At 30.9% G+C, this 23,875-nt stretch carries 19 protein-coding genes; 6 read left to right on the top strand and 13 right to left on the bottom strand.

The genetic code is table 11. The features are described 5' to 3' along the window. Window positions 1-141: 141 nt before the first annotated feature. From ACZ5N4_RS02715 to ACZ5N4_RS02680, 8 genes are all read right to left on the bottom strand, one after another. Window positions 142-825: a HesA/MoeB/ThiF family protein gene (locus ACZ5N4_RS02715; RefSeq protein ID WP_464206956.1), complete on the bottom strand. Its 684-nt coding sequence runs from the start codon at window positions 823-825 to the stop codon at window positions 142-144. Window position 826: 1 nt separating this feature from the next. Continuing rightward, window positions 827-1,051, bottom strand: coding sequence for a MoaD/ThiS family protein (locus ACZ5N4_RS02710; RefSeq protein ID WP_464206954.1), 225 nt, complete (start codon window positions 1,049-1,051; stop codon window positions 827-829). A 159-nt stretch (window positions 1,052-1,210) separates the two neighbouring features. After that, the gene (locus ACZ5N4_RS02705; RefSeq protein WP_464206952.1) at window positions 1,211-3,031 is read right to left on the bottom strand and encodes an aldehyde ferredoxin oxidoreductase family protein; all 1,821 of its coding nucleotides are present in this window, start codon (window positions 3,029-3,031) and stop codon (window positions 1,211-1,213) included. 207 nt (window positions 3,032-3,238) lie between these two features. Next, entirely contained in the window at window positions 3,239-4,774 is a 1,536-nt protein-coding gene (locus ACZ5N4_RS02700) for a sigma-54-dependent Fis family transcriptional regulator (RefSeq protein WP_464210793.1), read from the bottom strand. Between the two features lie 81 nt (window positions 4,775-4,855). Beyond that, a complete protein-coding gene (gene moaA / locus ACZ5N4_RS02695) occupies window positions 4,856-5,815 on the bottom strand; it encodes a GTP 3',8-cyclase MoaA (protein ID WP_464206950.1) in 960 nt (319 codons plus the stop codon). A gap of 25 nt (window positions 5,816-5,840) precedes the next feature. Continuing rightward, entirely contained in the window at window positions 5,841-7,739 is a 1,899-nt protein-coding gene (locus tag ACZ5N4_RS02690; protein WP_464206948.1) for a molybdopterin biosynthesis protein, read from the bottom strand. A gap of 77 nt (window positions 7,740-7,816) precedes the next feature. Then, a complete protein-coding gene (locus ACZ5N4_RS02685; protein ID WP_464206946.1) occupies window positions 7,817-9,046 on the bottom strand; it encodes a molybdopterin molybdotransferase MoeA in 1,230 nt (409 codons plus the stop codon). Between the two features lie 90 nt (window positions 9,047-9,136). Then, the gene (locus ACZ5N4_RS02680; RefSeq protein WP_464206944.1) at window positions 9,137-9,988 is read right to left on the bottom strand and encodes an ABC transporter substrate-binding protein; all 852 of its coding nucleotides are present in this window, start codon (window positions 9,986-9,988) and stop codon (window positions 9,137-9,139) included. 299 nt (window positions 9,989-10,287) lie between these two features. Between ACZ5N4_RS02680 and asnB the strand changes: the two genes are divergently transcribed. Further along, on the top strand, window positions 10,288-12,129 hold the full coding sequence (gene asnB, locus ACZ5N4_RS02675; RefSeq protein ID WP_464206941.1) for an asparagine synthase (glutamine-hydrolyzing): 1,842 nt from the start codon (window positions 10,288-10,290) through the stop codon (window positions 12,127-12,129). A 179-nt stretch (window positions 12,130-12,308) separates the two neighbouring features. On the opposite strand, the gene ACZ5N4_RS02670 is transcribed toward asnB, so the two are convergent. Beyond that, entirely contained in the window at window positions 12,309-13,850 is a 1,542-nt protein-coding gene (locus tag ACZ5N4_RS02670; protein WP_464206939.1) for a M4 family metallopeptidase, read from the bottom strand. A 399-nt stretch (window positions 13,851-14,249) separates the two neighbouring features. On the opposite strand from ACZ5N4_RS02670, the gene ACZ5N4_RS02665 reads away from it, so the two are divergent. Continuing rightward, window positions 14,250-14,393 carry an AgrD family cyclic lactone autoinducer peptide gene (locus ACZ5N4_RS02665; protein ID WP_464206937.1) on the top strand — a complete coding sequence of 48 codons (144 nt, stop codon included), beginning with the start codon at window positions 14,250-14,252 and terminating at the stop codon, window positions 14,391-14,393. Between the two features lie 34 nt (window positions 14,394-14,427). Here ACZ5N4_RS02665 and ACZ5N4_RS02660 read toward each other — a convergent pair whose 3' ends face one another. From ACZ5N4_RS02660 to ACZ5N4_RS02650, 3 genes are all read right to left on the bottom strand, one after another. Next, entirely contained in the window at window positions 14,428-15,768 is a 1,341-nt protein-coding gene (locus ACZ5N4_RS02660; protein ID WP_464206935.1) for a sensor histidine kinase, read from the bottom strand. Beyond that, window positions 15,756-16,496, bottom strand: a complete 741-nt coding sequence (locus tag ACZ5N4_RS02655) for a LytR/AlgR family response regulator transcription factor (RefSeq protein ID WP_464206933.1) — start codon at window positions 16,494-16,496, stop codon at window positions 15,756-15,758. The genes ACZ5N4_RS02660 and ACZ5N4_RS02655 overlap by 13 nt, the downstream gene beginning before the upstream one ends. A gap of 136 nt (window positions 16,497-16,632) precedes the next feature. Beyond that, on the bottom strand, window positions 16,633-17,235 hold the full coding sequence (locus ACZ5N4_RS02650; protein WP_464206931.1) for an accessory gene regulator B family protein: 603 nt from the start codon (window positions 17,233-17,235) through the stop codon (window positions 16,633-16,635). Between the two features lie 371 nt (window positions 17,236-17,606). On the opposite strand from ACZ5N4_RS02650, the gene ACZ5N4_RS02645 reads away from it, so the two are divergent. The 4 genes from ACZ5N4_RS02645 to ACZ5N4_RS02630 all read left to right on the top strand — a co-directional run bounded on the left by ACZ5N4_RS02645 (window position 17,607) and on the right by ACZ5N4_RS02630 (window position 21,700). Beyond that, window positions 17,607-18,197: a lysostaphin resistance A-like protein gene (locus tag ACZ5N4_RS02645; protein WP_464206929.1), complete on the top strand. Its 591-nt coding sequence runs from the start codon at window positions 17,607-17,609 to the stop codon at window positions 18,195-18,197. A 237-nt stretch (window positions 18,198-18,434) separates the two neighbouring features. Next, complete coding sequence (locus tag ACZ5N4_RS02640) at window positions 18,435-19,406, top strand: ABC transporter ATP-binding protein (RefSeq protein ID WP_464206927.1); 972 nt, start codon at window positions 18,435-18,437, stop codon at window positions 19,404-19,406. Then, complete coding sequence (locus ACZ5N4_RS02635; protein ID WP_464206925.1) at window positions 19,387-20,250, top strand: ABC transporter permease; 864 nt, start codon at window positions 19,387-19,389, stop codon at window positions 20,248-20,250. The genes ACZ5N4_RS02640 and ACZ5N4_RS02635 overlap by 20 nt, the downstream gene beginning before the upstream one ends. 16 nt (window positions 20,251-20,266) lie before the next feature. Beyond that, complete coding sequence (locus ACZ5N4_RS02630; RefSeq protein WP_464206923.1) at window positions 20,267-21,700, top strand: GldG family protein; 1,434 nt, start codon at window positions 20,267-20,269, stop codon at window positions 21,698-21,700. 76 nt (window positions 21,701-21,776) lie between these two features. Here the strand turns inward: ACZ5N4_RS02630 and ACZ5N4_RS02625 are convergent, their stop codons facing one another. Continuing rightward, window positions 21,777-23,846, bottom strand: coding sequence for an alpha-galactosidase (locus tag ACZ5N4_RS02625; RefSeq protein ID WP_464206921.1), 2,070 nt, complete (start codon window positions 23,844-23,846; stop codon window positions 21,777-21,779). Between the last annotated feature and the right edge of the window lie 29 nt (window positions 23,847-23,875).

Below are 23,875 nucleotides of genomic sequence, written 5' to 3'. Positions count from 1 at the left end.
TATAATTTAAAAAATTAATACTAAAGCATACTTATTTATTACTATACTGACATTTATAAAAAAGTGTGATATTTTTCCACTTATTATTTTAGAGAAATTCAATAAAAAATAAATGCATAGATGAGCTGTTCATCTATGCATTTATCTTTCATATTCAATTACTTCATAATCTTGACTTAATGTGTCTATAAATAGTATTCTTTTTCTAAGTAAATCTCCTCTTCCAATTAATACTTTTATAACCTCGCTTACTTCAATCGAAGCTACAAGAGCTGGTGTAAAAGATGGATTACCTAATTTTGCTTCAACGCCTTTTCCTATTTTTTTTCCGTATATAATATTTAAGGTTTTGTCTCCTGGATATACTGTGGTTACGTGGCCATACCAACCAGCTATAGCTCCAGATACTAGTGGTATATTCAATTCTTCACAGGCATCTTGCAGCATAAGTCTTGCATCTATACTATCTAATGCATCAACTATAACATCATGTCCTTTTAGAATTTCAGTAGAGTTCTCTTTGGTAAGAAGTTCATTTACGCAGTTAACTTCTATTAGTGGATTAACATTCATCATCCTCTCCTTAGCAGCAATAGATTTACTTTTGCCTAGAGAATGAACATCAGATAAGATTTGCCTATTTAGGTTGGATTCTTGAAATACATCGCCATCTACCGCAGTAATACGACCTACTCCAATTCTACCTAACATTTCAATTATATATCCACCTAGTCCTCCGCACCCTATCACACATACTTTATGATTTTTTAGCTTGTTGTTTTCCTCTAAAGATAGAGTTTGCATATTTCTACTATATCTCTCCAAATTAGCCCCCTCCTACTGGCGGAAATAATGATAAGATATCATTATCTTTAAGAGGTTTATCTAACTTACCGTCAATTCCATTAATCAACAATATAGCAACCTCTTCTGAATTTATTTTAAGTATATCTAAAATATCTTTTGGAGTTATATTTTCTTCAAGTTCTAAAAAGTATTTTTTCTCTCTTCCTTCTCTAAATGTTGCAAATAATCTTACTTCAATTTTCATCTTATCACCTCCTAAATCATTTTTATTTTGTTCAATAACAACCAAATGTAAGGCTCCCACTCCATTCATTATAAAGAGCTATTTCTATAGACTAGCTCAACTTATGCTTTTGAATACTCCCACTCCTAAGAGCGAGAGTATTCATTAAATTGGTATTTACTATTTTCCTATATATTCGTCAAGCCCAAGCTTTTTAAGAGTTTCTGCTGTAGGAATACCATTTTCGTCCCATCCTCTTACTGAGTAGTATTCAGGAAGAAGAACATCTAGTTTGTGAACATGTCCCTTTGAAGGTCCGTCTGGAACTTCCTCTTCTAATAATCTCTTAGGCAAAGTATCCTGCTTACTATCTATTCCGGCAGCTAGATTATATAATTTTTCTAGTGTCCAAATTCTATCTCCTGCCATCATTAATGAGTTAACATCGTGAAGCTCTCCTCCCACTACAGCATTATACATATCTACAAAGTCTTGAGCACCAAGTCCAAAAGTTGTAAATATACATAATCCAAGTGCATCTATAACTGCTGTCAAGTCATGGAATACTCTAGCGTAAGCTGCTTTTCCTTCCAATGAGAATCTATCAAGTTTTTCTGGATACCCTAGTATTTCAGGGCTTATCATGTAACCTTTAATATGACAGCCTCCTCTATTGTTAACAGCATAAGTTATTCCGTGTCCTTGACAACCTCTAGGGTCATAAGCTGGAAGCTCTTGTTTCTTAACTGTCATTGAAAGTTCAGGAGCTCCGTAGCTTGAACATAATCTATATGAACCTTCAGCTAACTTATCGCCAAAACCTTCCCTTTCTCCCATCTTTTTAGTCCATTCTACTATAGCATTAGCATCTCCCCATTTTAGTGACACACCATCTGCAGATAGTTCATCATCTTTGATATATCCTCTTTGATAAAGTTCCATTGCTGCTGCAATAGTTGCTCCTGCTGAAATTGTATCTAATCCATATTCATTACATAGCATATTTGCTCTATTAACAGCATTTATATCATATACATCACAATCTGATCCAAATGACCATAGTGTTTCATACTCAGGTCCTCCGCATTCAGTTCCATCATCAAGTTTTACCCATCTTCCGCATGCTATTGGGCATCTATAGCAAGGATTTTTTCTAACCAAACAATCTTTAGTTAGAGTTTCTCCACTAATCATATCTGCATTTTCTGTATATGCTTCTTGGAAGTTTTTAACTGGATGTATTCCATTCTCATTAATAATATTAACCAATACTGCACTTCCGTATGTTGGAAGACCAGTACCTGCTACCGGGTCTTTTCTTAAGATTGCTATTTTTTCAGAAGCAACTTTCTTAACCACTTCCTCATCAAATAATTTAACTTTTCCACTTCCTTTTACAACTATAGCCTTTAGGTTCTTAGAGCCCATAACTGCTCCAACTCCACCACGACCAGCGGCTCTATCAACGTCATTCATAACTGCTGCCATAGGTGATAATTTTTCTCCAGCAGGTCCTATACATAAAACCTTAGCCTTAGCATCAGTTTCGTTCTGAAGCATAGTTGTAGTTTCCAAAACAAGTTTTCCCCAAGCCTTTGAAGCATCCTTAAACTCAACTTTATCATCCACTATATTTACATATACTGGAGTGTCTGACTTTCCTTCTACTATAAGCATGTCATAACCAGCTGCCTTAAGTTCTGCTCCCCATTTTCCTCCTGAGTTAGCTATGGCTATAGTTCCTGTTAAAGGTGATTTAGTTACTACCATAAATCTTCCACTTGTTGGTACTGGTGTTCCTGTAAGTGGACCTGTAGCAATAATAAATTTGTTATCTGGTGAAAGTGGATCTATTTTAGGATCTACTTCATCAAATAATGTTTTTACGCCTAAACCTCTAGCGCCTAAATATTTTTTAGCCTTATCAATGTCTAAAACCTCAACTTTAAAAGTTTTGTCATTTAAATTAATTCTTAAAACTTTTCCATTATAACCGAACATGTTATACATCCCCCTTATATATAGATATTTCATATTTATATATAAGCAATTACTGTGCCAATATTAAATTACATCAAGTTTTTCCTTGTATTAAGCCTATATTTAAGCCTAGACTTAAATATAGGCTTAATAATAATCTAAATAAAAAAACAAAGCCCCTATAAAATTTAGAGACTTTGTTCCAAAAGAGAGCACATAAAACGATTATCATTGTTCCATTTTGGAATTTCGTCCTAAAACAGAACAATCTATAGAGTAACCATTCATTTTCCTATATAGTGTATTTCTTCCAATACCTAATGATTTAGCAGTAGCAGCTACATTTCCATTATATCTTTTTAATACTTTTATAATATGCTGTCTTTCTATATATTCTAACTTTAAACACTCATCCGGTAAGTTACTCTCAAATATTTCTGATGAAGTATCCTTTGCTAAAAGTTCTATCGGAACAGACTCTGTATTAATGATTAATTCAACTATATTTTCCAACTCTCTTATATTTCCCGGCCAATTATAATTAATAAAATACTCTAATTGACTATCATTTATCTTAACTATATTCTTCTCTAAGTGTTTTGATGCCTTTTTCATAAAATAATTAATTAATAGTGGTATATCATCTTTTCTTTCTCTCAAAGGCGGAAGATGTACCGGAAGAACATTTAGTCTATAATATAAATCTTTTCTAAAACTTCCTTTTTCCGCTTCACTTCTTAAATTCTTATTTGTAGCTGCAATAATTCTAACATTCACAGGAATCTGTTTTGAACTTCCAATCTTATTTATTATTCCTTCTTCAATTACTCTCAAAAGCTTAATTTGCATATCGAGAGGCATCTCACCAATTTCATCTAAAAAAATAGTTCCTCCGTCAGCAATTTCAAACTTACCTGCATATCCTCCTCTTTTAGCCCCAGTAAAAGCTCCTTCTTCATAACCAAAAAGTTCAGATTCTATTAAATTTCTAGGAATCGCTCCGCAATTTACTGCCACAAAGGTTTCATCATGTCTATCACTATGATTATGGATAGATTGAGCAAAAACTTCCTTACCAGTTCCACTTTCTCCAGTTATTAAAATAGTAGATTTACTATCTGAAATCTTCTTAGCATATTCAATTATTTGAATAAATTTCTCATTCTGACCAATAATCTTATTGAAAGTATATATGGCCTTACAGGAAAGTATTCTATCTGCAAGTCTTCTGGATTTTTTATATGCTGCTTTCTTATTATTTTCTATCATTCTCTCAATAGCTTTTGCAGCTGCAACCACCATACCCAGTGTATGAGAATGAACAAATTCACTGTAGCCAGTTAAGTTTAATACTCCCATGATATTTCCAACGTCGTCTTTTATAGGAGCGGCGGAGCAAGTCCACTTGTGGTAAGCCTTGATATAATGCTCATTTGATGATACCTGTACTGGCACTTTTTCAGTTAAAACCAGACTCATAGCGTTGGTACCAATATTCTCCTCATCCATATATGCACCGGGTATCATCTTAAATTTAAAGGCATCAGATAATATCCCTTCATCACCAATAACGTTTAATATACATCCTTCTCCGTCAGTTAATATAGCAAAAAAGTTTGATCCCTTAACAAAGTTATATAACTCATCTATAAACGGAGTAGCATTTAGTATTAATTCCTTATTATGATTCAACTTATCCTCAAAATCTTTTCCATGCAGTATTTTTCTGCTAAATATAAGATTAGTGTCTATTCCCGTATTAATACACCTTTTATGAGATTCATAAACATATGATTTTTGGCCTTCTTTTCTTACTTCCAATATAATCCTCCTTTTAAAATAAAGTTATCCTCCTATTTGATACATCATTTTATTGCTACTGCTTTTTTTATCACATTCTAAGTTATGTTGTGAAGGCTTATTATATATAGCCTCTTTCAGTGATGATGTAAGCAAAACTTCATTATTCAAATACCCTTTTATATTCAACTCATTAGCTGAATGAAGACAAGGCTTGATAGTTCCCATAGATGTAAGTCGTATTCTATTACAACTTGCGCAGAACTTACAACTTAAAGGACTTATAAATCCAACCTTTCCCTTCGAATTTTTTATTTTATATAAGGAGGCTGTACTATTTTTATTTGTTTCTAGAGGCTTTAGCTCTGGAAACCTAGCTACAACTTCATCTGATGACATAAATCCTTTTTTATAAAGCTTTTCGCCTTGTCCAATTGGCATAAGCTCTATAAATCTAATTTCTACAGGAAGTTCTCTTGTAAGGTTAATAAAGTCAGAAATTTCATCGTCGTTAATTCCTTTTATAAGCACTGTATTTATTTTTACAGGTGTAAGTCCAATGCTTATACATTTTTGTATAGCTCTTAAAACTTTATTTATATCTCCACCTCTAGTGATCTGCTTAAACTTATCTTCCTTTAAGGTATCAAGACTTATATTCACCCTATTTAAACCTGACTCTTTTAATTTATCCGCTAAACCCTCAAGCAAAATTCCATTAGTAGTTATAGCTATGTCTTTAATTCCAGGTACTTTTGAAGTTTTTTCTATAAGTTCTTCTATTCCCTTTAATATTAAGGGTTCTCCCCCTGTATATCTTATCTTTTTTACGCCAAGAAGGGCAGCGGCATTTACAACCTCTAAAATTTCCTCAAATCTCAATACTTCCTCATGTGATTTTTTATATACTCCTTCTTCTGGCATACAGTATATACACCTTAAATTACATCTATCTGTAAGAGAAACCCTAAGATAATCTATGCTTCTCCCATATCTATCATCCATTTTCAAGCCCCCTTCTATTATCTAATTATATTATAGTACCAACATCCGAATATTCATATCCCCCTAATTTTTCTAGTTCCTTTAAAAACTCTCTGCTTTTTATAACTTCTAATAATCCTTTAATTATATCTAGTTCTAGATATTCATATGGAATAGCTAAATCATACTCCTCATTACAAATAGGTATGAAATCTAAATTCATCATCTTAGCTGCTGAGTATACTCCAAGTCCGCAGTCTGCATCGCCACTTCCAATAGCCGCAGCTACTGCTAAGTGAGTATATTCTTCTCTCTCATATCCTATAATCTCCTTAGGATTTATATTTAACTTTTTTAAGTTGTAATCAAATAATAATCTTGTGCCAGCTCCTCTTTGTCTATTTACAAATCTATGACTTTTTTCTGCTATATCCTTAATTGAATTTATATTTAAAGGATTTCCCTTTTGAACCATCAACCCTTGAATTCTCTTTACACATTTTATTGATTTAATATTTTTATCCGATAAATATTTTCTTATATAGGATATATTATACTCTCCATTTTCCATATCTAGCAAATGAATAGGTGCTATGTGTGTTTCTCCATTTCTTAATGCCATTATTCCACCCATACTTCCAACATGTGCTGATGATAAATAGTTATCTTTTTTCTTAACATGTATTAGATCAGCCAATATATCTATTATTGGATCATGACTTCCTATACATACAATAGTGTTTCTAATATCTTGTTCCTCTTTTAAGAGCTTAACCTCTACTTGTTTACCAGCTTCAATACCTTCTACACTTTGTGGAACTTCAAGGATTCCATCAGCTCTAACCAATGACATGGTAGCACCTGCTCCTCTAGTTAATGGAGTTGCTATAAGCTTATTTCCTACATATCCTAACTTTATTCTTACAAACTCATGATATTTTAAGGAAGACATAACTCTTCTTGATATTATTGCATTTACCTTTTTTAACTCTTTCCCTTCAAAACCAATATACTGCTCAATAAGTTTTTTTACTACAGACTCCATAACAAAATAAGCTGACACAGGATATCCAGGTATTCCAAGTACAGGCTTACCTTTAACTTTTCCCATTATTACAGGCTTTCCTGGTTTAATTGCCACACCATGTATAAAAACTTCACCTAATTCTCTAATTACATCTGCTGTATAGTCCTCCCTTCCAGCTGAAGAACCAGCATTTATAAGTACTATATCGCATTCCTCTACTGCTTTTATTAAAGTATTCTTTATAAGCTCATAATCATCTTTTAATATTTCATATCTTTTGGGAACTCCTCCGAACTCTAAAACTTGTGCAGAAAATACCCTTGAATTGAAATCTATAATATCTCCCACTTTCAGGTCACTACCTGGTTCTACTAGTTCCGTGCCGGTAGGAATAATACCTACAACTGGACTTTTGTACACCTTAACCTTATTTACTCCGCCTGCAAGCATTGCACCTATATCTACGGGACGAATTTTGTGATTGGAAGGAACTATAAGTTGATTTTCAACTATATCTTCTCCTAAAGGCCTTATATTTTGCCATGCTACTGCACTTTTATATATTTTTACGCTATCCTCCTTATTTCCAATTAAGTCTTCTACCATAATCACGCAATCATACTCTCTAGGTATTGGGTCTCCCGTATCAACAACAATATAGTCTTCTCCCTCTTTGAGTTCAATTTGACTTTTTTCAGAGGCTCCATATGTGCTTTCTGACTTTAAGGCAATACCATCCATAGCTGAGCAATTATAAAAAGGTGATGATATTACAGAGTATATTGGTTCCCATGTAATTCTTTCACAAGCTTTTTCCGTATCTATTTCTTCGTAAGAACCTTTTTCTTCGATTTTTTCAAATAATATTTTTATTGCTTCATTAAGCTCATAATTTGATAAATATAAATTTTGACCCATGGTAATCCCCCCATTCTTATTGAGACATTTTAAGAAAATATCTAATCAGTATGCCAGTCTATTTTCTTTCAGATATCTTAGCTAAATTTATAAACTAAAACCTTCTCTCCTTCTCTTAATCCCTCTATATTTTTATCTATTTTTATATACCCATAGGCTTTTGAAAATCCTGTAATAAGACCTGACTTTGAAAATATAGGCTCTGCTATAAATTCATTATCCATATTCTTCAATACTACCGGCAGATATTCTTCTCTTCCTTTGGCCTTATGATAGTTTATTGAAAATCTGCACTGAACTGGATACTCTTCATCTCTATTGTTTTGCAATTTGTTAATAAAGTTTTTTACAATAATCTGATATATAATAGCACAAGAAAGCGGATGTCCTGGAAGACCAAAAACAGCCTTTCCACATACCTTTGAAATTATTGTTGGTTTACCTGGCTTAATGGCAATTCCATGTACTAGCACTTCTGATTCTTGAAATGAATCTATTACCTTTATAGTTTGATCTTTTACTCCTACAGAACTTCCCCCTGAGATCAAAACTAAATCACATTGCTTTAAAGCATTATCTACCGTACTTTTTAGCAATTCATATTCGTCTTTAACTACTCCATAATTTATCGGCTCTGCTTCATCTTTCAATATAGATGAGTAAAGCAAATAGGTATTTATATCTCTTACTTGTCCTAGCCTTGGCCTTTCACCTATACCAACAATTTCATCTCCAGTCGAAATTATGCCTACCTTTGGTTTTTTAAATACAGGAATTTCTGTAAATCCTAAGCTAGATAGAACACCTATTTCATATGGTCTTAATTTTGTTCCTTTTTTTATGACAACTTCATCAATAGATATATCATCACCAATTTGTACTACATTATCACCATTAGCGCAAGTTGAATTTATGAGTATTGTTTCCTCATCTAACTTTTCTGTGTATTCTATCATGACTACCGCATCTGCCTCATCAGGAATCATACCTCCCGTTGGAACATAAACACACTCTCCTGGTAAATCTATGCTGTGTCCGGCTAATTCACCCATTAAAACTTCTCCTTTTAAATTAAGTATAGCCGGTATGGATTCACTAGCTCCAGCTACATCTCTGCAATTTACCGCATAGCCATCCACTGTTGATCTTCTAAATTCAGGAACATTTACTTTTGATATAATATTTTCATAAAGTATTCTTCCGACAGCCTTTTCTAAATTAATTTCTTCTTTTTCTAATTTATAATAAAATTTCTCATCTAAAATATCCTGCGCATCATTAACCGAAACCACATTAAATAAATCCACCTTTATATCACTCCTAACTTTTATATTATTTATCTATATTTTAAATTGAACCTGGACATACCTTTAATAATGCCACAGGTTCAACTATAACTACTTTTTAGCGTTTGGAATAAATAATGATTGATTAAATTTATCTTTTCCAAACTCACTAATAAGCTTTTGAGTTTTATCTGATAGTATCCATGTTATAAATTCATCTGCTTCTTTTTCCTTTATTCTATGTTTCTCAGGGTTTAATTTTATTACACCATACTGATTGTATAACTTATCATTTTTCTCTGTCATAATTATTAAATCCAGCTTGTCCTTCATTGATAAATATGTAGCTCTGTCTGTTAGAGTGTATGCATTCTTTTCTTTTGCCATTTGAAGTACTGCTCCCATTCCTTTTCCTGCTGAAATATAAAAACTTCCACTTGGAGTTATACCGGCAGCTTTCCAAAGTTCTTTTTCTTTTGAGTGTGTTCCAGATTCATCTCCTCTTGATATAAAAGGTGATTTGCTTTCACTTATAAGTTTTAATGCCTTTATAGGATCACTTGCTGCTTGTTCCTTGATCTTAGCTGGATCATTTTTAGGTCCTACTATTATAAAATCGTTATACATGACATCATATCTTTTTACCCCGAATCCATCTTTTACAAACTTTTCTTCTTGTGCTTTTGCATGAACAAGTAAGCAATCAGCATCTCCTCTTTCCCCCATCTTCATTGCTTCTCCTGTTCCCTTTGCTACAACTTTAACTTTTATACCACTTTCTTTCTCAAAAACAGGAAGTATATTATCTAATAATCCTGAATCTTGAGTACTTGTTGTAGTTGCTAGAATCATTGTCCTTTCTGGTTTTTGCTCTGCCTGCGTTGGTTGAGCTTGTTTACTTCCACATCCTGCTAAGGATAGTACAACAGCTAACCCCGCGAATAGTAAGGAAAATCTTTTCATATCTTATTGTCCCCCTTCAAAATAATTAATAGCTATCTTAATTATTATAATACTCCAAAAAATTGGAATATTCAATATAACTTGTTCCATTTTGTTGCGATAAATATGAATATAAATGTAAACTGTTCCATATTGACACACTCATATATATCATAAAATATACTTTCTTAAGAAATCTTATAAAAATTGAATTTCTCTATTAATACACTTGTCAAAAAGTAACATATAACTTTTTCAAGCATAAACTATAAATTATAACAAATATAGTGCACTAGAAATAAAAAATTGGAGGAACGAAAATGTGCGGAATTGCTGGCTGGATTAATTTTAACAGAGATATTTCCAAAGAGAAAATAATAGTTCAAAACATGACAAAAACCTTAAGCAAAAGAGGACCAGATGATGAAGGTTACTTTTTTTCAAGACATGCAGCTTTAGGACATAGAAGACTTGTGGTTGTAGATCCAAAAGGTGGCGCTCAACCAATGATTAAAACAATTGGCGGAAACAAATACGTTATTGTATATAATGGTGAACTTTATAACACAGAAGACTTGAGAAGAATTCTTATAAGTGAAGGTTATTCTTTTGAATCTTATTCTGATACGGAAGTACTTTTGGTATCTTACATTCACTGGGGATTAAATTGTGTAAAATATATCAATGGTATATATGCTTTCGCAGTATGGAATGATTCTGATAACAAAGTATTTATAGCAAGAGATCCTTTAGGAGTTAAACCCCTCTTCTATACTATCAAGGGTAATTCTCTTATATTTGGTTCTGAAATCAAAACCTTGCTTGCCCATCCTCATGTTGAACCTATAGTAACTAAAGAGGGGCTAACTGAAATTTTTGCTATGGGACCTGCCCGAGGCTTAGGAAGTGGAATATTTAAAGATATCCATGAAGTACCTCCCGCTTACTATATGATTTATGATAAAGATGGCTTAAAGCTTAAAGAATACTGGAAACTAAAATGTAATATTCACACTGAAGATGAAAATACTACTGCTGACCATGTAAAAAGTCTTTTAATTGATGCAGTGAAAAGACAACTTGTTGCTGATGTTCCTGTTTGTACTTTCTTATCTGGAGGATTAGATTCCAGTATTATTTCAGCAGTGGCAGCTTTTGAATTTAAAAAGAGAGGTCTAACTTTAGATACCTATTCTATAGATTATGAAAACAACGACGCATTCTTTGAGTCTAATGAATTTGAACCTACCTCTGATAAAGAATGGGCTTTAAAAATGTCAAAATATATTGGCAGTAATCACCACAATATAGTTAACAGCAGCAAAGACTTAGCTCAGGCTCTTGTAGACTCAGTAAGAGCCAGTGACTTACCAGGTATGTCTGATATAGATTCATCACTATATCTTTTCTGTAAGGAAATAAGAAAACACGCTACTGTTGCACTATCTGGTGAGTGTGCAGATGAAATATTTGGAGGATATCCTTGGTTTAGAAGACCTGAAGATATTTATGCAAATACATTCCCTTGGTCTAAATCAGTAAGTGCTAGAAAACAGCTCTTATCTGATCAACTTAAATCTCTGGATTTAGAAGGTTATCTAAACGAAGAATATCAAAAATCAATAAAACAGGTTCCTCACTTAGATGGCGAATCTAAGCTCGAGCATAGAATGAGAGAGTTATTCTATCTCAATATGAAGTGGTTTATGATTACACTATTAAATAGAAAAGATAGAATGAGTATGTCAAACAGCTTAGAAGTAAGAGTACCTTTTGCAGACTACAGGTTAGTTGAATATGCATTTAATATTCCTTCCGAAATTAAATTCTGTAATAATAGGGAAAAAGGCATACTCAGAAAAGCCTTAAGAGGAATTCTTCCTAATGATGTTATAGATAGAAAGAAGAGCCCATACCCTAAAACTCATAATCCTGAATATACAAAGATAGTTCAGAATTGGATGACAGATATAATGAATGATAAATCATCACCTATACTTGATTTGATAGATAAGAATTCAGTAAAAATTTTAATTGAGACCGGTGGTTCATCCTTTAAAGAACCTTGGTTTGGTCAGCTTATGAGGGGACCTCAGTTACTGGCTTATTTGATACAGGTTAACACCTGGCTTAAGGAGTATAATGTTAAAATAGTATTATAATAAATATAAAGCATGCGGTTTTATAACGTTTTGTTTAAAACCACATGCTTTTCTTAATTGTATGGCATACCAACTACCTCCTATGTATGTGTTTATGTAACATTTTAGGTGAAGGTATGCCATATTCACTTTCGAGTAGCATTATCAATTTAGATTTTTATTTTAGATAACTAAAATTATTAGTTAACTCCCACACTATCCCATGCACTAATTACAGCATTATATTCTGCGCTATTTGCTCCATAAAGATCTTCTGCTGACTGTGCAAGTGCTAACCTAGCATCACGGAATGTAGAACTTGATGTTAAATAGTTGCACAACGCTCTGTAATAAATCTGTTCTGCTTTTTGAATTCCAACACTTGGATTTGTAGCAATCAGATAACATGCCTTATTAGGTATTCCACTATTAGTATGAACGCCTCCATTATCATCAGAGGTATATACATAATTTTTCATATTATCTGGCTGGCCATAAAGAGTAGGATTTGCCATACTTCTAAGTGCATCTCCTGGTGTATTAGGAGTCCAAACATCTTCTCCTAAAAGCCAATCTGCTTTTGATGGTTGAGCATAGAACTCAATAAATGCTCCAAAGGAATCCGAAAGAGATTCATTTAATGCACCAGATTGATCCCTGTAGGTAAGATTAGCTTCATATTGATCAACACCATGAGTCATTTCATGGCCAACTACATCAAGACTTCCTGATAATGCTGTAGCTTTAACTCCATCACCATCACCATACATCATTTGAGTACCAGTCCATTGTGCATTAACCCAATTTCTTAAATAGTGTACACTTGATTTCATAGCCATATTATTTCCATCTATTCCGTTTCTGTTGAATTTCTTTTTAAAGTAATCATATACAACTCCTGAGTAATAATGTGCATCTACTGCAGCCTTATCACTAATTACATTTGTAGTTGAATAAATTAAAGTTCCAGGCTCTGCAGAGGTATTTTTAGAATTATAAGTAGTAATTTGAGCACCACGTGTTGTATCTTTCATTTGATATTGAGTTTTTGATCCAACTGTGACTTTATCCAAATTCAATGTTCTTGTATCACCCAACACTCCAGTTCCGGTACCAGTAGTTGCTACTTTAGTAATAGAATTATATTTATCAACAACTTGTCCATTGTAAGCATTTATAAAGAAATGCCAATCTCCTGGTTCAGGACTTATAAAATTAATTCTTACTTCATAAACTGGAATGTATTCGCTGTTTACTTTATATATATAAGACTTTGCCTTAGGAGTTATTTCAAGAGTATCAAATTTGACTTGAGATTTTGCTGTTTCTATTGCTTTATTTTCACTAATAAATTTTTCTTTATTTATTTTAATCTTTTTTGCTGATGAGTCGAATTTTCCATTTACTGCGTATATTTCACCATTTTTATTAAAGTGAACAATATATTGATTTCCGTAGACAGGAATGCCTTGTACAATTTGTTGGAGCTTTATATGTTTAAAATTTAGGCTATCGTTTTTCTCATCAATTTTTGTAAGATCATTTTCTACATTCTCTACTTCAAATTTACCTTTGTTATCATTAAAGAACTTTTGAACACCGCTCATATCTTTTGTTAATTTTTCTGATAATTTGCCTTTAGTAAAATTATGCCCATCGTTTGGTGCAGCTTTTACAGCTGGACCTGTAATCATAAGTGTGCTTATCATAATAGTAGCAACAAGGTATTTAATTTTTTTCATAAGAATATTCCCCCTATATTCATTTATTTACTAACTAAAAACTATAAGATTTATAGCCAATAATTAGTTTAATCTAATTATATCTACATATGGAAAATAATTAAATACAAATACCATGAGATCACCTTATATCGTCATAAAATTACTTAATTTACATAAAAGTACATTTAAGACATAATAATATAAATTTACGACATTTATATTTACTTTTATTTTGATAGCTGTTATAATGTCTAATTTGTTACATTGAAAAGATAGCTTTTTACGCTGCAGAATATAATAGGTATATTTTACGATATAAATACATGTATTTCACGATATTTTATGGAACAACCTGTAAATTAAATGTTATAATCTAACTATTATATCAATTTAAATTTAGAAGGGATTGTAGAGAATATGGAAAAAAAAACTACAAAAAGACTTATAGCATTGTTTGCAAGTACAATTGCAATGCTTGTTGCAACAACCTCCTCCTCAATGTGCTGGGTACACACATTTGGAGAGCCTAAGATGCCAAAGTCTTTATACAAAATGGACTAACTGCATAACAAAAGGCATGAAACTTTTTAAGTTATCATGCCTTTAAATCATATATTATTAATTCTTGTTTGAATATACAATCTTTAATTTTAGTATTTAGAATTACATTATCATATTTTTCATTGACAATGAGTCTAACTGTTTTCAGTCCAATTCCTCTGTTATCACCTTTCGTAGAAAAATTTTCTTCGTATATTTTATAAATTGGTGGAGTGTCTTCTAAGCATGAATTACTTATAATAAATACTGTAGAATCATCATTTTTTACTATAGCAATTTTAACATACTTTTTGTCACATAGAATTGCTGCCTCTATAGCGTTATCAATAAATATTCCAGTAATCCTACATATATCTATGGTGTTCATAGATAACTCATGTATATCATCAATAATTTCTATTTGCATTTCTATACCGCATGAGTATGCATTAATAATTTTTGAAGATATCAATGCCTTTAGGGCATCAATCTTAATGTGTTTTAGTAATGATAAATATCTATCTTTATCTATTATTTCATTACTCTCTTTCAATAAATCGTTATGATAATATTCCTTTAATCCATCAATATCTCCTGTTTCTATGTATCCACCTAATGTTTGAAGTATATTTATATAATCATGCTTAAATCTTCTCAAATCACTATCCATATCTTCAATTTTATCTGTATACTCTTTAAGTTGCTGGTATTCCTTTTCTTTATATTCTTGTCGAAGCTTATTTTTAATATTTTTACTACTTGAATGTATCAATAAAACTGACATACCAATAAACTCTATTATGAGTATCATGTTTAAAAAAGTGTTAACTCTACCTATAGACTTAACTAGACTTTTATACATTATTAAGTGAACATTTACGATAACTAACCCTGACACTATATACAAGATTGCTATTAAGTTTTCCTTTAAATATTCCTTGATATTACTACCTTCAGTATATATTCTATTGTAAATTATTCTCATTATTTTGCTGAGAAAATGAGATATTAAAAGGATAAGCAATCCTGTAGCAAAATATATTTTTAAATTACTAATTACTTGTGAATAAGTAAAATTTAAAATGTTAATATCAATAAATCCTACTATAGCATCACTTGCAGCAAAGATAATGTTTACACATAGAGCTATAACTATAGATCTCCATATACGCCTAGAAGCTATATATAAGTACAAAAATATATTAAAGATTACTACTACAGCTAAGATAGTATCTTTCCTATAAATGTGTATAAGTATAGTGATAAAATAGTTTGCTACAATAAATATTCCTATACTTCTTCTTTCTAGCTTATCTGGTGAAATATTGATCATAATACTTGTAATGCTAAGCACTAAGATTAATGGATACAATATTTCGAAAATTAAATCGAACATTTATTCAACAATCCTTTCAGATATCGTGCAGCTACATAGCAAGATTCACCATTTATCATATATATAATAAAATTATCTTTATCAATCACTTTGATTTTCTTAGTATTTACCAAATAAGATCTATGGGGCTTGTAATAATTAGAAGATACCATTTTTTCAATCTCTTTTAATGTTCCGTAAAACTCCAACTGTTCCTCACAAGTATGTATTCTTATCTTGTGATCCTTACTGGTTGTCTCAAAAAATAAAATATCATCAAGATTAAAATAAACGATTTTATTTCCAGCATTTATTTGTATTGAATTTGTTTTAATAGTATTGGAATTTTTATAATCATTATAGGCTTCGTTAATGCATTCACTGATTTTATCTTTCATACTATTTAAATTATTTTTAACTATATAATCCATGGCTTGTACCTTATATTGAAACGTAAGTAGCGTGAGTTCTGCATGAGATGTTACAAATACGACATAACCCATAGGATCACTTTTTCTAATTATTTTTGCAAGTTCTATTCCATTTATTTTAGATTTTAAATCAACATCTAAGAAGTATAGAAATGTGTTTGTTTTATATTTCTCTAAATATGTAATCACATTCTCTGGGGTATTAGTAGATAAGACAATACTCATATTTAAATTTAATTTTTTCAGTTCATCTTTAATAATAATTTCAATCTGCTCTCTTTGATAATTATTATCTTCACAAATTATAATATTAAGCATTTTTACATCTCCTCTCACTAATAATATCTTTTCTATTTCAATCTACTTCTGCTATAGGTATCATGTCAATTGCTACAAATTAATAAAATAATAATCCTGTACTGATAACACCATAAGTTTTACAAAAATAAGTTATCTAAATTTTAATCCTTTCATAATTTTTATATTTTTTTCCAAATATAATATAAATCATAGGAGTAATTAGTATAGACTCTTGTAAAGTAGAATAGGTAATTAAATTCGTATATACACTACCTGGCAATAATAGGGTTACACTACCAAATCCCAAAACGATTAAAATAGATTTAAACTTTAATTTACCTCTTAAATTCTTACTCATAAGTGGGCGTTCTTCTGTGTCTGCTGGCGCATATAATATAACCAGTATGAGACTTATTACAAATATACTTGCTACATATATTTTATTTAAAGAAAAGTTTAAGCTTAAATACACATTTCCAAAAAAAATTATATAATTAGTAATAGTACATTTTATACTAGAATTCGCATGAATTCCATTTGCAAAAGATCTAAGAGTAGCAAAACTTAAATATGCTACAATAGTGTAATTTAATATACCTAAAAAATATGCAGTAAGAAAAAGCAGAATTAACTTGAATATATTGATTAAAATTACATGTATACCATATTGAATTTTTTCTAATTCTGTTTCAGTTTTATTTGTGTTATCCTTAATAAAACTAGTACACTTTTCACTGAGTTTTTCTGCAATATCCATGATATCCCCTCCCCCTTTAATACTATAACATTTTTTCCTCAATTTGATAAATTTCTCCAAATATTATACCACTAAACATTTAATTATTCTAGTGTTTAAATACAATTAAAAATTATCATGTTATTATGTTTAAATATGTTATATTCTTAATAAATTAACATTTATACCAAAAGATAATTATTATACTACTCTACTTTCATTTAAGTAACATAATTTGTAATCTAATCATTTTTTGATATAATTACAAATATACAGCTTATCGTTAAAATCATGCTTTAGTAAATAAATCTTGTTTATAATAATTATATTTATCTTTTATTTTAATTTAAGTTGTTGTAATGTATACAAACAATAGGATTCTATATTTAGTATTGAAACAAAGAATTCATGTATATGGATTAACAGGATGGTGGTGTAAAATATCTGCTAATATAAGTTTATTTATAACCGATTTATCATTATATTTATTTATATTTATAATTCCAATTATCTTGTATCTTAAGTTAAGAGATAAAGTTAATCCTCTTGAATATCTAAAACTTAAAGGTAATTTACTAAAAAGTATATCAACTGGTTTTTTCATAAGTATTATATTTATAATATCGCTTATAATTAAGAATATTATAATACAAGGAAGATCTATAAATTTAAATATCGGTATACTATGGGTAAGTGGATTATTGGTAGGAATACTTGAAGAAATACCATTTAGAGGCTTTATTCTACAAAAGTTATTAAAATATTTTCACTTTTGGCTAGCAAATTTATTAACTACCATATTATTTGTAACAATTCATATACCAATATGGTTGCCATCTCAAACTGATCTAATGGGATCTATCATATCCATTTCATTGGTTAGTCTCGTTTTGGGATATTTATTTAAAGAATATAATTCGTTATGGGTACCTATAACAATTCATTCAATATTTAATCTTGCCACATGGATAGGATTAAGATAACTTGTAATATCTTTACTAAAAAAAATGAATGATAAGTCTTCCCCTATACTTGATTTGATAGATAAGACTTCAGTAAAAACTTTAATAGACCATAGCTTTACTCTTGTGATAGTAAAGCTATGGTCTATTTTTCTTCTATTAACAATAACTTTACATACTAGTCACAACTCTGTCACATAAACGCCATATTCATTTGTTATAAATTTCAAGTAAGATAAAAATAGTCTAGAGGTGATAATGTTGATTAAAATTGAAAATCTAACAAAATCTTATGAAAATCATGTAGCCATAAAAGATATTAACTTAGAAATAAAAAAAGGCGAAATTTTAGGTCTTTTGGGCCCAAATGGAGCTGGAAAATCTACTACAATGAACATAGTAACTGGCTACCTCTCCGCTACAGAAGGCTCAGTAATGATAGATGGATTTGATATATTTAAAAATCCAATTCAAGCTAAGAAAAAAATAGGATATTTACCGGAGATTCCTCCTTTGTACACAGATATGACAGTTGAAGAGTATCTACATTTTGTAAGTAAATTAAAAAAAGTTGAAAAAAGCAAAAGAAAAGAGCATATAGATACAATTGTAGATTCTATCAAACTAAATGATGTGAGAAAAAGACTTATAAAAAATCTCTCTAAAGGTTATAAACAAAGGGTTGGATTAGCACAAGCTATCATAGGAAACCCTGAGGTTCTTATATTAGATGAACCAACGGTAGGCTTAGATCCTAAACAAATTATTGAAATTAGAAACTTAATTACACAGCTTAGTAAAGAGCATACAATTATTTTAAGCTCACATATACTTTCAGAAATTAGCGCTGTATGTGATAGAGTTGTAATTATAAATAAAGGCTCAATTGTTGCAGAAGGTACACCAGAAGATTTATCTAAAAATTTAAGTTATGGAACTAAAATGTCTCTAAGAATAAAAGGATCAATGGATCAGGCAAAAGAAGTTATAAACAAAATACCTGATATAAATTCTATAGAAGATGATGGTGTTAAAGAACCTAACACTATAGATTTAGTAGTAGAATCTAAAAATGACCGAGATATACGTGAGGATTTATTTAATGCTTTCAGTAAAGCAAATATACCTCTACTTATGATAAAACCATTAAATTTAACTCTAGAAGAAATATTCTTAGAAGTAACAGAACAAACCAAGGAGGTGTCTTTAGATGCTGGAAATACTAAATAAAGAATTGAAATCATACTTTCACTCTTCTGCATCCTATATTTTTCTATTCGTTTTTCTATTAATATCAGGAATATTTTTTACTTTATCAAACTTAATACCTGGCAGTGGACTTTATCCTAATCTACTTTACGCTATGATTTTTGTTTTCTTATTTCTTGTACCTATTTTAACTATGAAGACAATTGCCAGTGAAACTCATGAAAAAACAGATCAGTTATTATTAACGACACCACTTAGAATATGGGAGATAGTTTTAGGTAAGTTTTTAGCTGCTGCTGCTGTTTTCTTACTTGCTGGGGTAATAACCTTTATTTACCCAATAATATTAAAAAGCTTTGGATCCATACCATTAGGTGAAACTATTGGTGCATACATAGGCTTTGTTTTAATAGGACTATGTTTTATTTCTATAGGTATTTTTGTTTCAGCCTTAACAGAAAATCAGGTTACTGCTGCAATTGGTACCTTCGGTGCCTTGTTTATCATATGGATACTTGATTGGATTGGCAGTGGATTACCTACAAGCATTATATCTGGAGTAATTTTTGCAGTAGTTTTAGTAGTTCTTATAAGCTTATTTTTGTATTATAATACTCAAAATGTATATGTTAGTATTTCCACAGGAATCCTAGGTTCTTTGATAGTTCTTATAATTTATCTAAAAAATAAAAATTTATATGATGGATTTATAGCAAAATTTGTTGGTTGGTTCTCACTAATGAAACGTTATGAACCATTTAATATGGGTATGCTTAGTGCTAGTTCAATAGTTTACTATATATCATTTTCTATATTTTTTATACTTTTAACTATAAACATTATTGATAGAAGAAGATGGAACTAGGGAGGTGAACTGATAAATGAAAAATATAAATATAAAAAACTTTTTTAATGAAAAAAAATTAAAAAAAGGCGGATTAACCACAATAACAATAGCATTATCTTTAGTTGTTTTGATAGCACTAAATTTAGGTATCGGAAAATTGAATTGGAGTAAGGATCTAACTAAAAGTAAAATATTCACCTTATCCGATCAAACCTATAAAGTTTTAGATAACTTGAAACAAGATATAACAATATATGGATTTTATCAATCTGGTCAAGAAAACTATACCGTAAAGACTATTTTGGATCAATATGCAGCACATTCAAAGCATATTAAGATTGTATATAAAGATCCTTCAAAATATCCTCAGCTAGCCCAAAAATTTAGCAAGGATAACAATAAAGTAGATATTGGTTCTGTAGTAGTCGAAAATGGTTCTAAATTCAAAGTTTTAGATCCAAATTCTTTTATAAATGCGGATTACAGTAATCCTTATGCGCCAACAACCCAATCTCTTGCGGTTGAGCAAAGTATAACCTCTGGTATATTATATGTAACCTCTAATAAAAGCACTACTATATATACTTTACAAGGACAAGGAGAAAGTGAAATCTCTCCACAAGTAGCAAATCAGTTGTCTTTAGAAAATTACACTGTAACACCTATTAACTTATCACTAAAAGATGCTAATTTGAAAGAAGATTCTGTTTTACTTGTGAGCTCTCCAAAAAGAGATCTATCTCAGCCAGAGGCAGATGCTATAAAAAGCTATCTTTCAAAGGGCGGTAAAGCACTATTTTTAATGGATTTAACAGAAAATGATTTACCAAACTTTCAATCAGTGTTAAACTACTATGGTTTATCTTTACAAAGAGCCATTACAGTTGAAGGTAACAGCGCTTATGTTTCTCAAAATCCTATATCTCTGTTACCTGATCAAAAGAATCATGATATTTTAAATTCATTAATTGATAATAATCTACGTGTGCTTATCCCTGGTGCTCAAAGCATAGGAATATCACAAAATAAAAGAAGTTCCTTAACAATTGAGCCATTGTTAACAACTTCTAATGATTCCTGGGGAAAAACTAATTTAAAAACTGACACACTAGAAAAACAAACTGGTGATTTAAATGGACCTTTTAATATAGCCGTAGCAGTAACAGATAAATCCAATGATCCTAAAGTTAGTGATACAAAAATAGTTGTGGTTTCTAATTCAACTTTCACTAGTTCTCAAGTAATATCTTTAAGTAATAATGCTAATTTAGACTTCTTTATGAATTCAGTTAGCTGGGCTCAAGGTAAAAAAGATAGTATATCAGTTAGGCCAAAAAATTTAGATAACTATACACTACAAGTAAGCGGGTTAAGCAGACTAACAGCTTCAGCTTTTGTAGTACTTGTTATTCCTGCAGTAGTTTTAATAACAGGAGTTGTCGTATGGATTAGAAGAAGAAAATTATAAAATCAAAAAGCTGCCACTAAGCTTTATTTTTCAAAGCTTGGTGGCAGCTTTTTAAATATACACCATAAAGTAAGGTTTACTGTACTACACTGAAGTGAATTATGGTGCTATCATAATCCCCTACTAAACGTAAATCTATCCCATACTTCATAAGATAATTCCCAGTCTTTCTTATCTGTTGACCATTGTAATTAAAAGAATAAACTTTATCTTCATTGAGTTCTCTAAGCTTTACCCTAATACCTCTATGTCCCAGCTTACTTTGGGGTAGAAAAACAAATAACACCGCTTCTTCCTGCTTAACATATTGAAAACAATGGTAATCATTTTGGAAGTTGTTTTGAATTCTATAAAAATCTCCTTCTTGAATTATAGGACGTATTTTTTTATATTCTTCTATTAGTTCTTTTGATAGTTTTATATCCTCTTCACTAAACTTTAGTATGTTACAACCTATTCCTAAGCTTCCCATCATAGCACTATGATATCTAAACTTCATAGGTATGTTTCTTATAGATAAGAAATTAGGACAATCTGTTACCCAAGCTCTCATAGCTTTTATTGGATAAATGTAGGAATAACTGTGTTGTATCTTTAATCGATCATAGGCATCTGTATTGTCACTTGTCCAGAAATCATCGAAGATACCTAATATACCATAATCTATTCTTCCTCCACCAGAGGCACAGGCTTCAAATAACACCTTAGGATGTTTCTTCTTCAACTCTTTAACAATATCATATATAACCTCTATATGCTTATACCAAATAGCCTTATCTGTTCCACTTTGCGCTATAGGTCTATTAGCATCCCATTTAATATAGTCAATGTCATAAGTAGATAATAAGCTATCCAGCATATTATATATAAATTCTTTAACCTCGGGTTTTGTAACATTTAACACATATTGTCCTCTTGAGGTGTCAGTTTCTCTGGTATCAAAGTGATATATCCAATCAGTGTGATCTTTATAAAGTTGTGATAAGGGATTAACCATTTCTGGCTCCACCCAAATTCCAAACATCATTCCCATGGCTTTCACTTCGTCTATTAGAGGCTTTAAGCCCTTAGGGAATTTATCCTTATTTACATACCAATCTCCTAGTCCGTTATCAATACTATTTCTTTCTCCAAACCATCCATCATCCACAACAAATAATTCTGCACCAATTTTCTTCGCTATTTTTGCTAACTTTATTTGTTCTTCACAATTAACTTTAAACTCCGTAGCTTCCCAAGAATTATAAAGTACAGGTCTTAAACCAGGTCTTAGCAGGTTTTTCTTGGCAAAGTTATGAAGATTGAGGCTCATTGCTTCAAAACCCTTGCTCGTATATCCACTTATAATTGATGGCGCTGTAAACTCTTCTTTAGGTTTAAGTTTTAGCATAAAATCATGTGAATTTATGCCCATTTGAACTAAAGTTTCTCCATATTGAGTTTGCTCTACTACTCCACTGAAATTTCCACTTAATCTTAAAGCCCCAAAAAATACTTCCCCGTTAGTTTCTGTAGCATCCTTATCTAGAATAAAATAAGGATTATGATTATGAGTAGAAATTCCTCTTCTATTTTCTACAAGTATCTTTCCATAACTAACTCTTTGAGCAAATCTTTGCTGTTCTGCTCCCCAATGACCATGAACATTTGAAAAATTTAGATTCTCATAGGGTATATGAAACTGAGCACTATGGATTTTTTCCACTTCTATTATATCCGCACTACTATTCTTTAGCGAAACCCATCTTTCAATTAAGTCCTCTTCTTCATAAAGCTTATAGTGAAGGTTTATCTGGAAATTATAATGGGTGTCTGCTAAATTAATAATTAGTTCTTCTTCCTTTATCTCATACCCTATATACTTATAAACCAACTCCCTTGTACCGTCACTAAAACTAACTTTTAAGCAATGTTCCTTATATCTTAAACCTCCATACACCGGAAACTCTTCTGGAGTTATTTCATATACAGGGTCGTTAGTTGATACTTCACATAACTCCGACAGGCTAAATTCATCCAAATCATTGATTTTTTCTCCCCAGTATATGTGCCTTATTAAACCTAAACTATCCACTCCAAAGACGTAGGAAGTATTATTAGTATGAAGCCCAAATATCTTATTTTTCTTACTTATACAAATAGCCATGAAAATTTTAGCCTCCATCTTTCTGTATT

The organism is Clostridium nitrophenolicum, from assembly GCF_055391695.1.
This window is presented reverse-complemented; position numbering and strand designations above follow the sequence as displayed.

Excerpts from the sequence above, each read along its gene's own strand:
- ACZ5N4_RS02690 (WP_464206948.1), bottom strand. The coding sequence starts at position 7,739 with ATGGGTCAAAATTTATATTTATCAAATTATGAGCTTAATGAAGCAATA.
- ACZ5N4_RS02640 (WP_464206927.1), top strand. The coding sequence starts at position 18,435 with ATGTTGATTAAAATTGAAAATCTAACAAAATCTTATGAAAATCATGTA.
- ACZ5N4_RS02635 (WP_464206925.1), top strand. The coding sequence starts at position 19,387 with ATGCTGGAAATACTAAATAAAGAATTGAAATCATACTTTCACTCTTCT.
- ACZ5N4_RS02655 (WP_464206933.1), bottom strand. The coding sequence starts at position 16,496 with ATGCTTAATATTATAATTTGTGAAGATAATAATTATCAAAGAGAGCAG.
- moaA (WP_464206950.1), bottom strand. The coding sequence starts at position 5,815 with ATGGATGATAGATATGGGAGAAGCATAGATTATCTTAGGGTTTCTCTT.
- ACZ5N4_RS02630 (WP_464206923.1), top strand. The coding sequence starts at position 20,267 with ATGAAAAATATAAATATAAAAAACTTTTTTAATGAAAAAAAATTAAAA.
- ACZ5N4_RS02670 (WP_464206939.1), bottom strand. The coding sequence starts at position 13,850 with ATGAAAAAAATTAAATACCTTGTTGCTACTATTATGATAAGCACACTT.
- ACZ5N4_RS02710 (WP_464206954.1), bottom strand. The coding sequence starts at position 1,051 with ATGAAAATTGAAGTAAGATTATTTGCAACATTTAGAGAAGGAAGAGAG.
- asnB (WP_464206941.1), top strand. The coding sequence starts at position 10,288 with ATGTGCGGAATTGCTGGCTGGATTAATTTTAACAGAGATATTTCCAAA.
- ACZ5N4_RS02680 (WP_464206944.1), bottom strand. The coding sequence starts at position 9,988 with ATGAAAAGATTTTCCTTACTATTCGCGGGGTTAGCTGTTGTACTATCC.
- ACZ5N4_RS02705 (WP_464206952.1), bottom strand. The coding sequence starts at position 3,031 with ATGTTCGGTTATAATGGAAAAGTTTTAAGAATTAATTTAAATGACAAA.
- ACZ5N4_RS02665 (WP_464206937.1), top strand. The coding sequence starts at position 14,250 with ATGGAAAAAAAAACTACAAAAAGACTTATAGCATTGTTTGCAAGTACA.
- ACZ5N4_RS02625 (WP_464206921.1), bottom strand. The coding sequence starts at position 23,846 with ATGGCTATTTGTATAAGTAAGAAAAATAAGATATTTGGGCTTCATACT.
- ACZ5N4_RS02650 (WP_464206931.1), bottom strand. The coding sequence starts at position 17,235 with ATGGATATTGCAGAAAAACTCAGTGAAAAGTGTACTAGTTTTATTAAG.
- ACZ5N4_RS02660 (WP_464206935.1), bottom strand. The coding sequence starts at position 15,768 with ATGTTCGATTTAATTTTCGAAATATTGTATCCATTAATCTTAGTGCTT.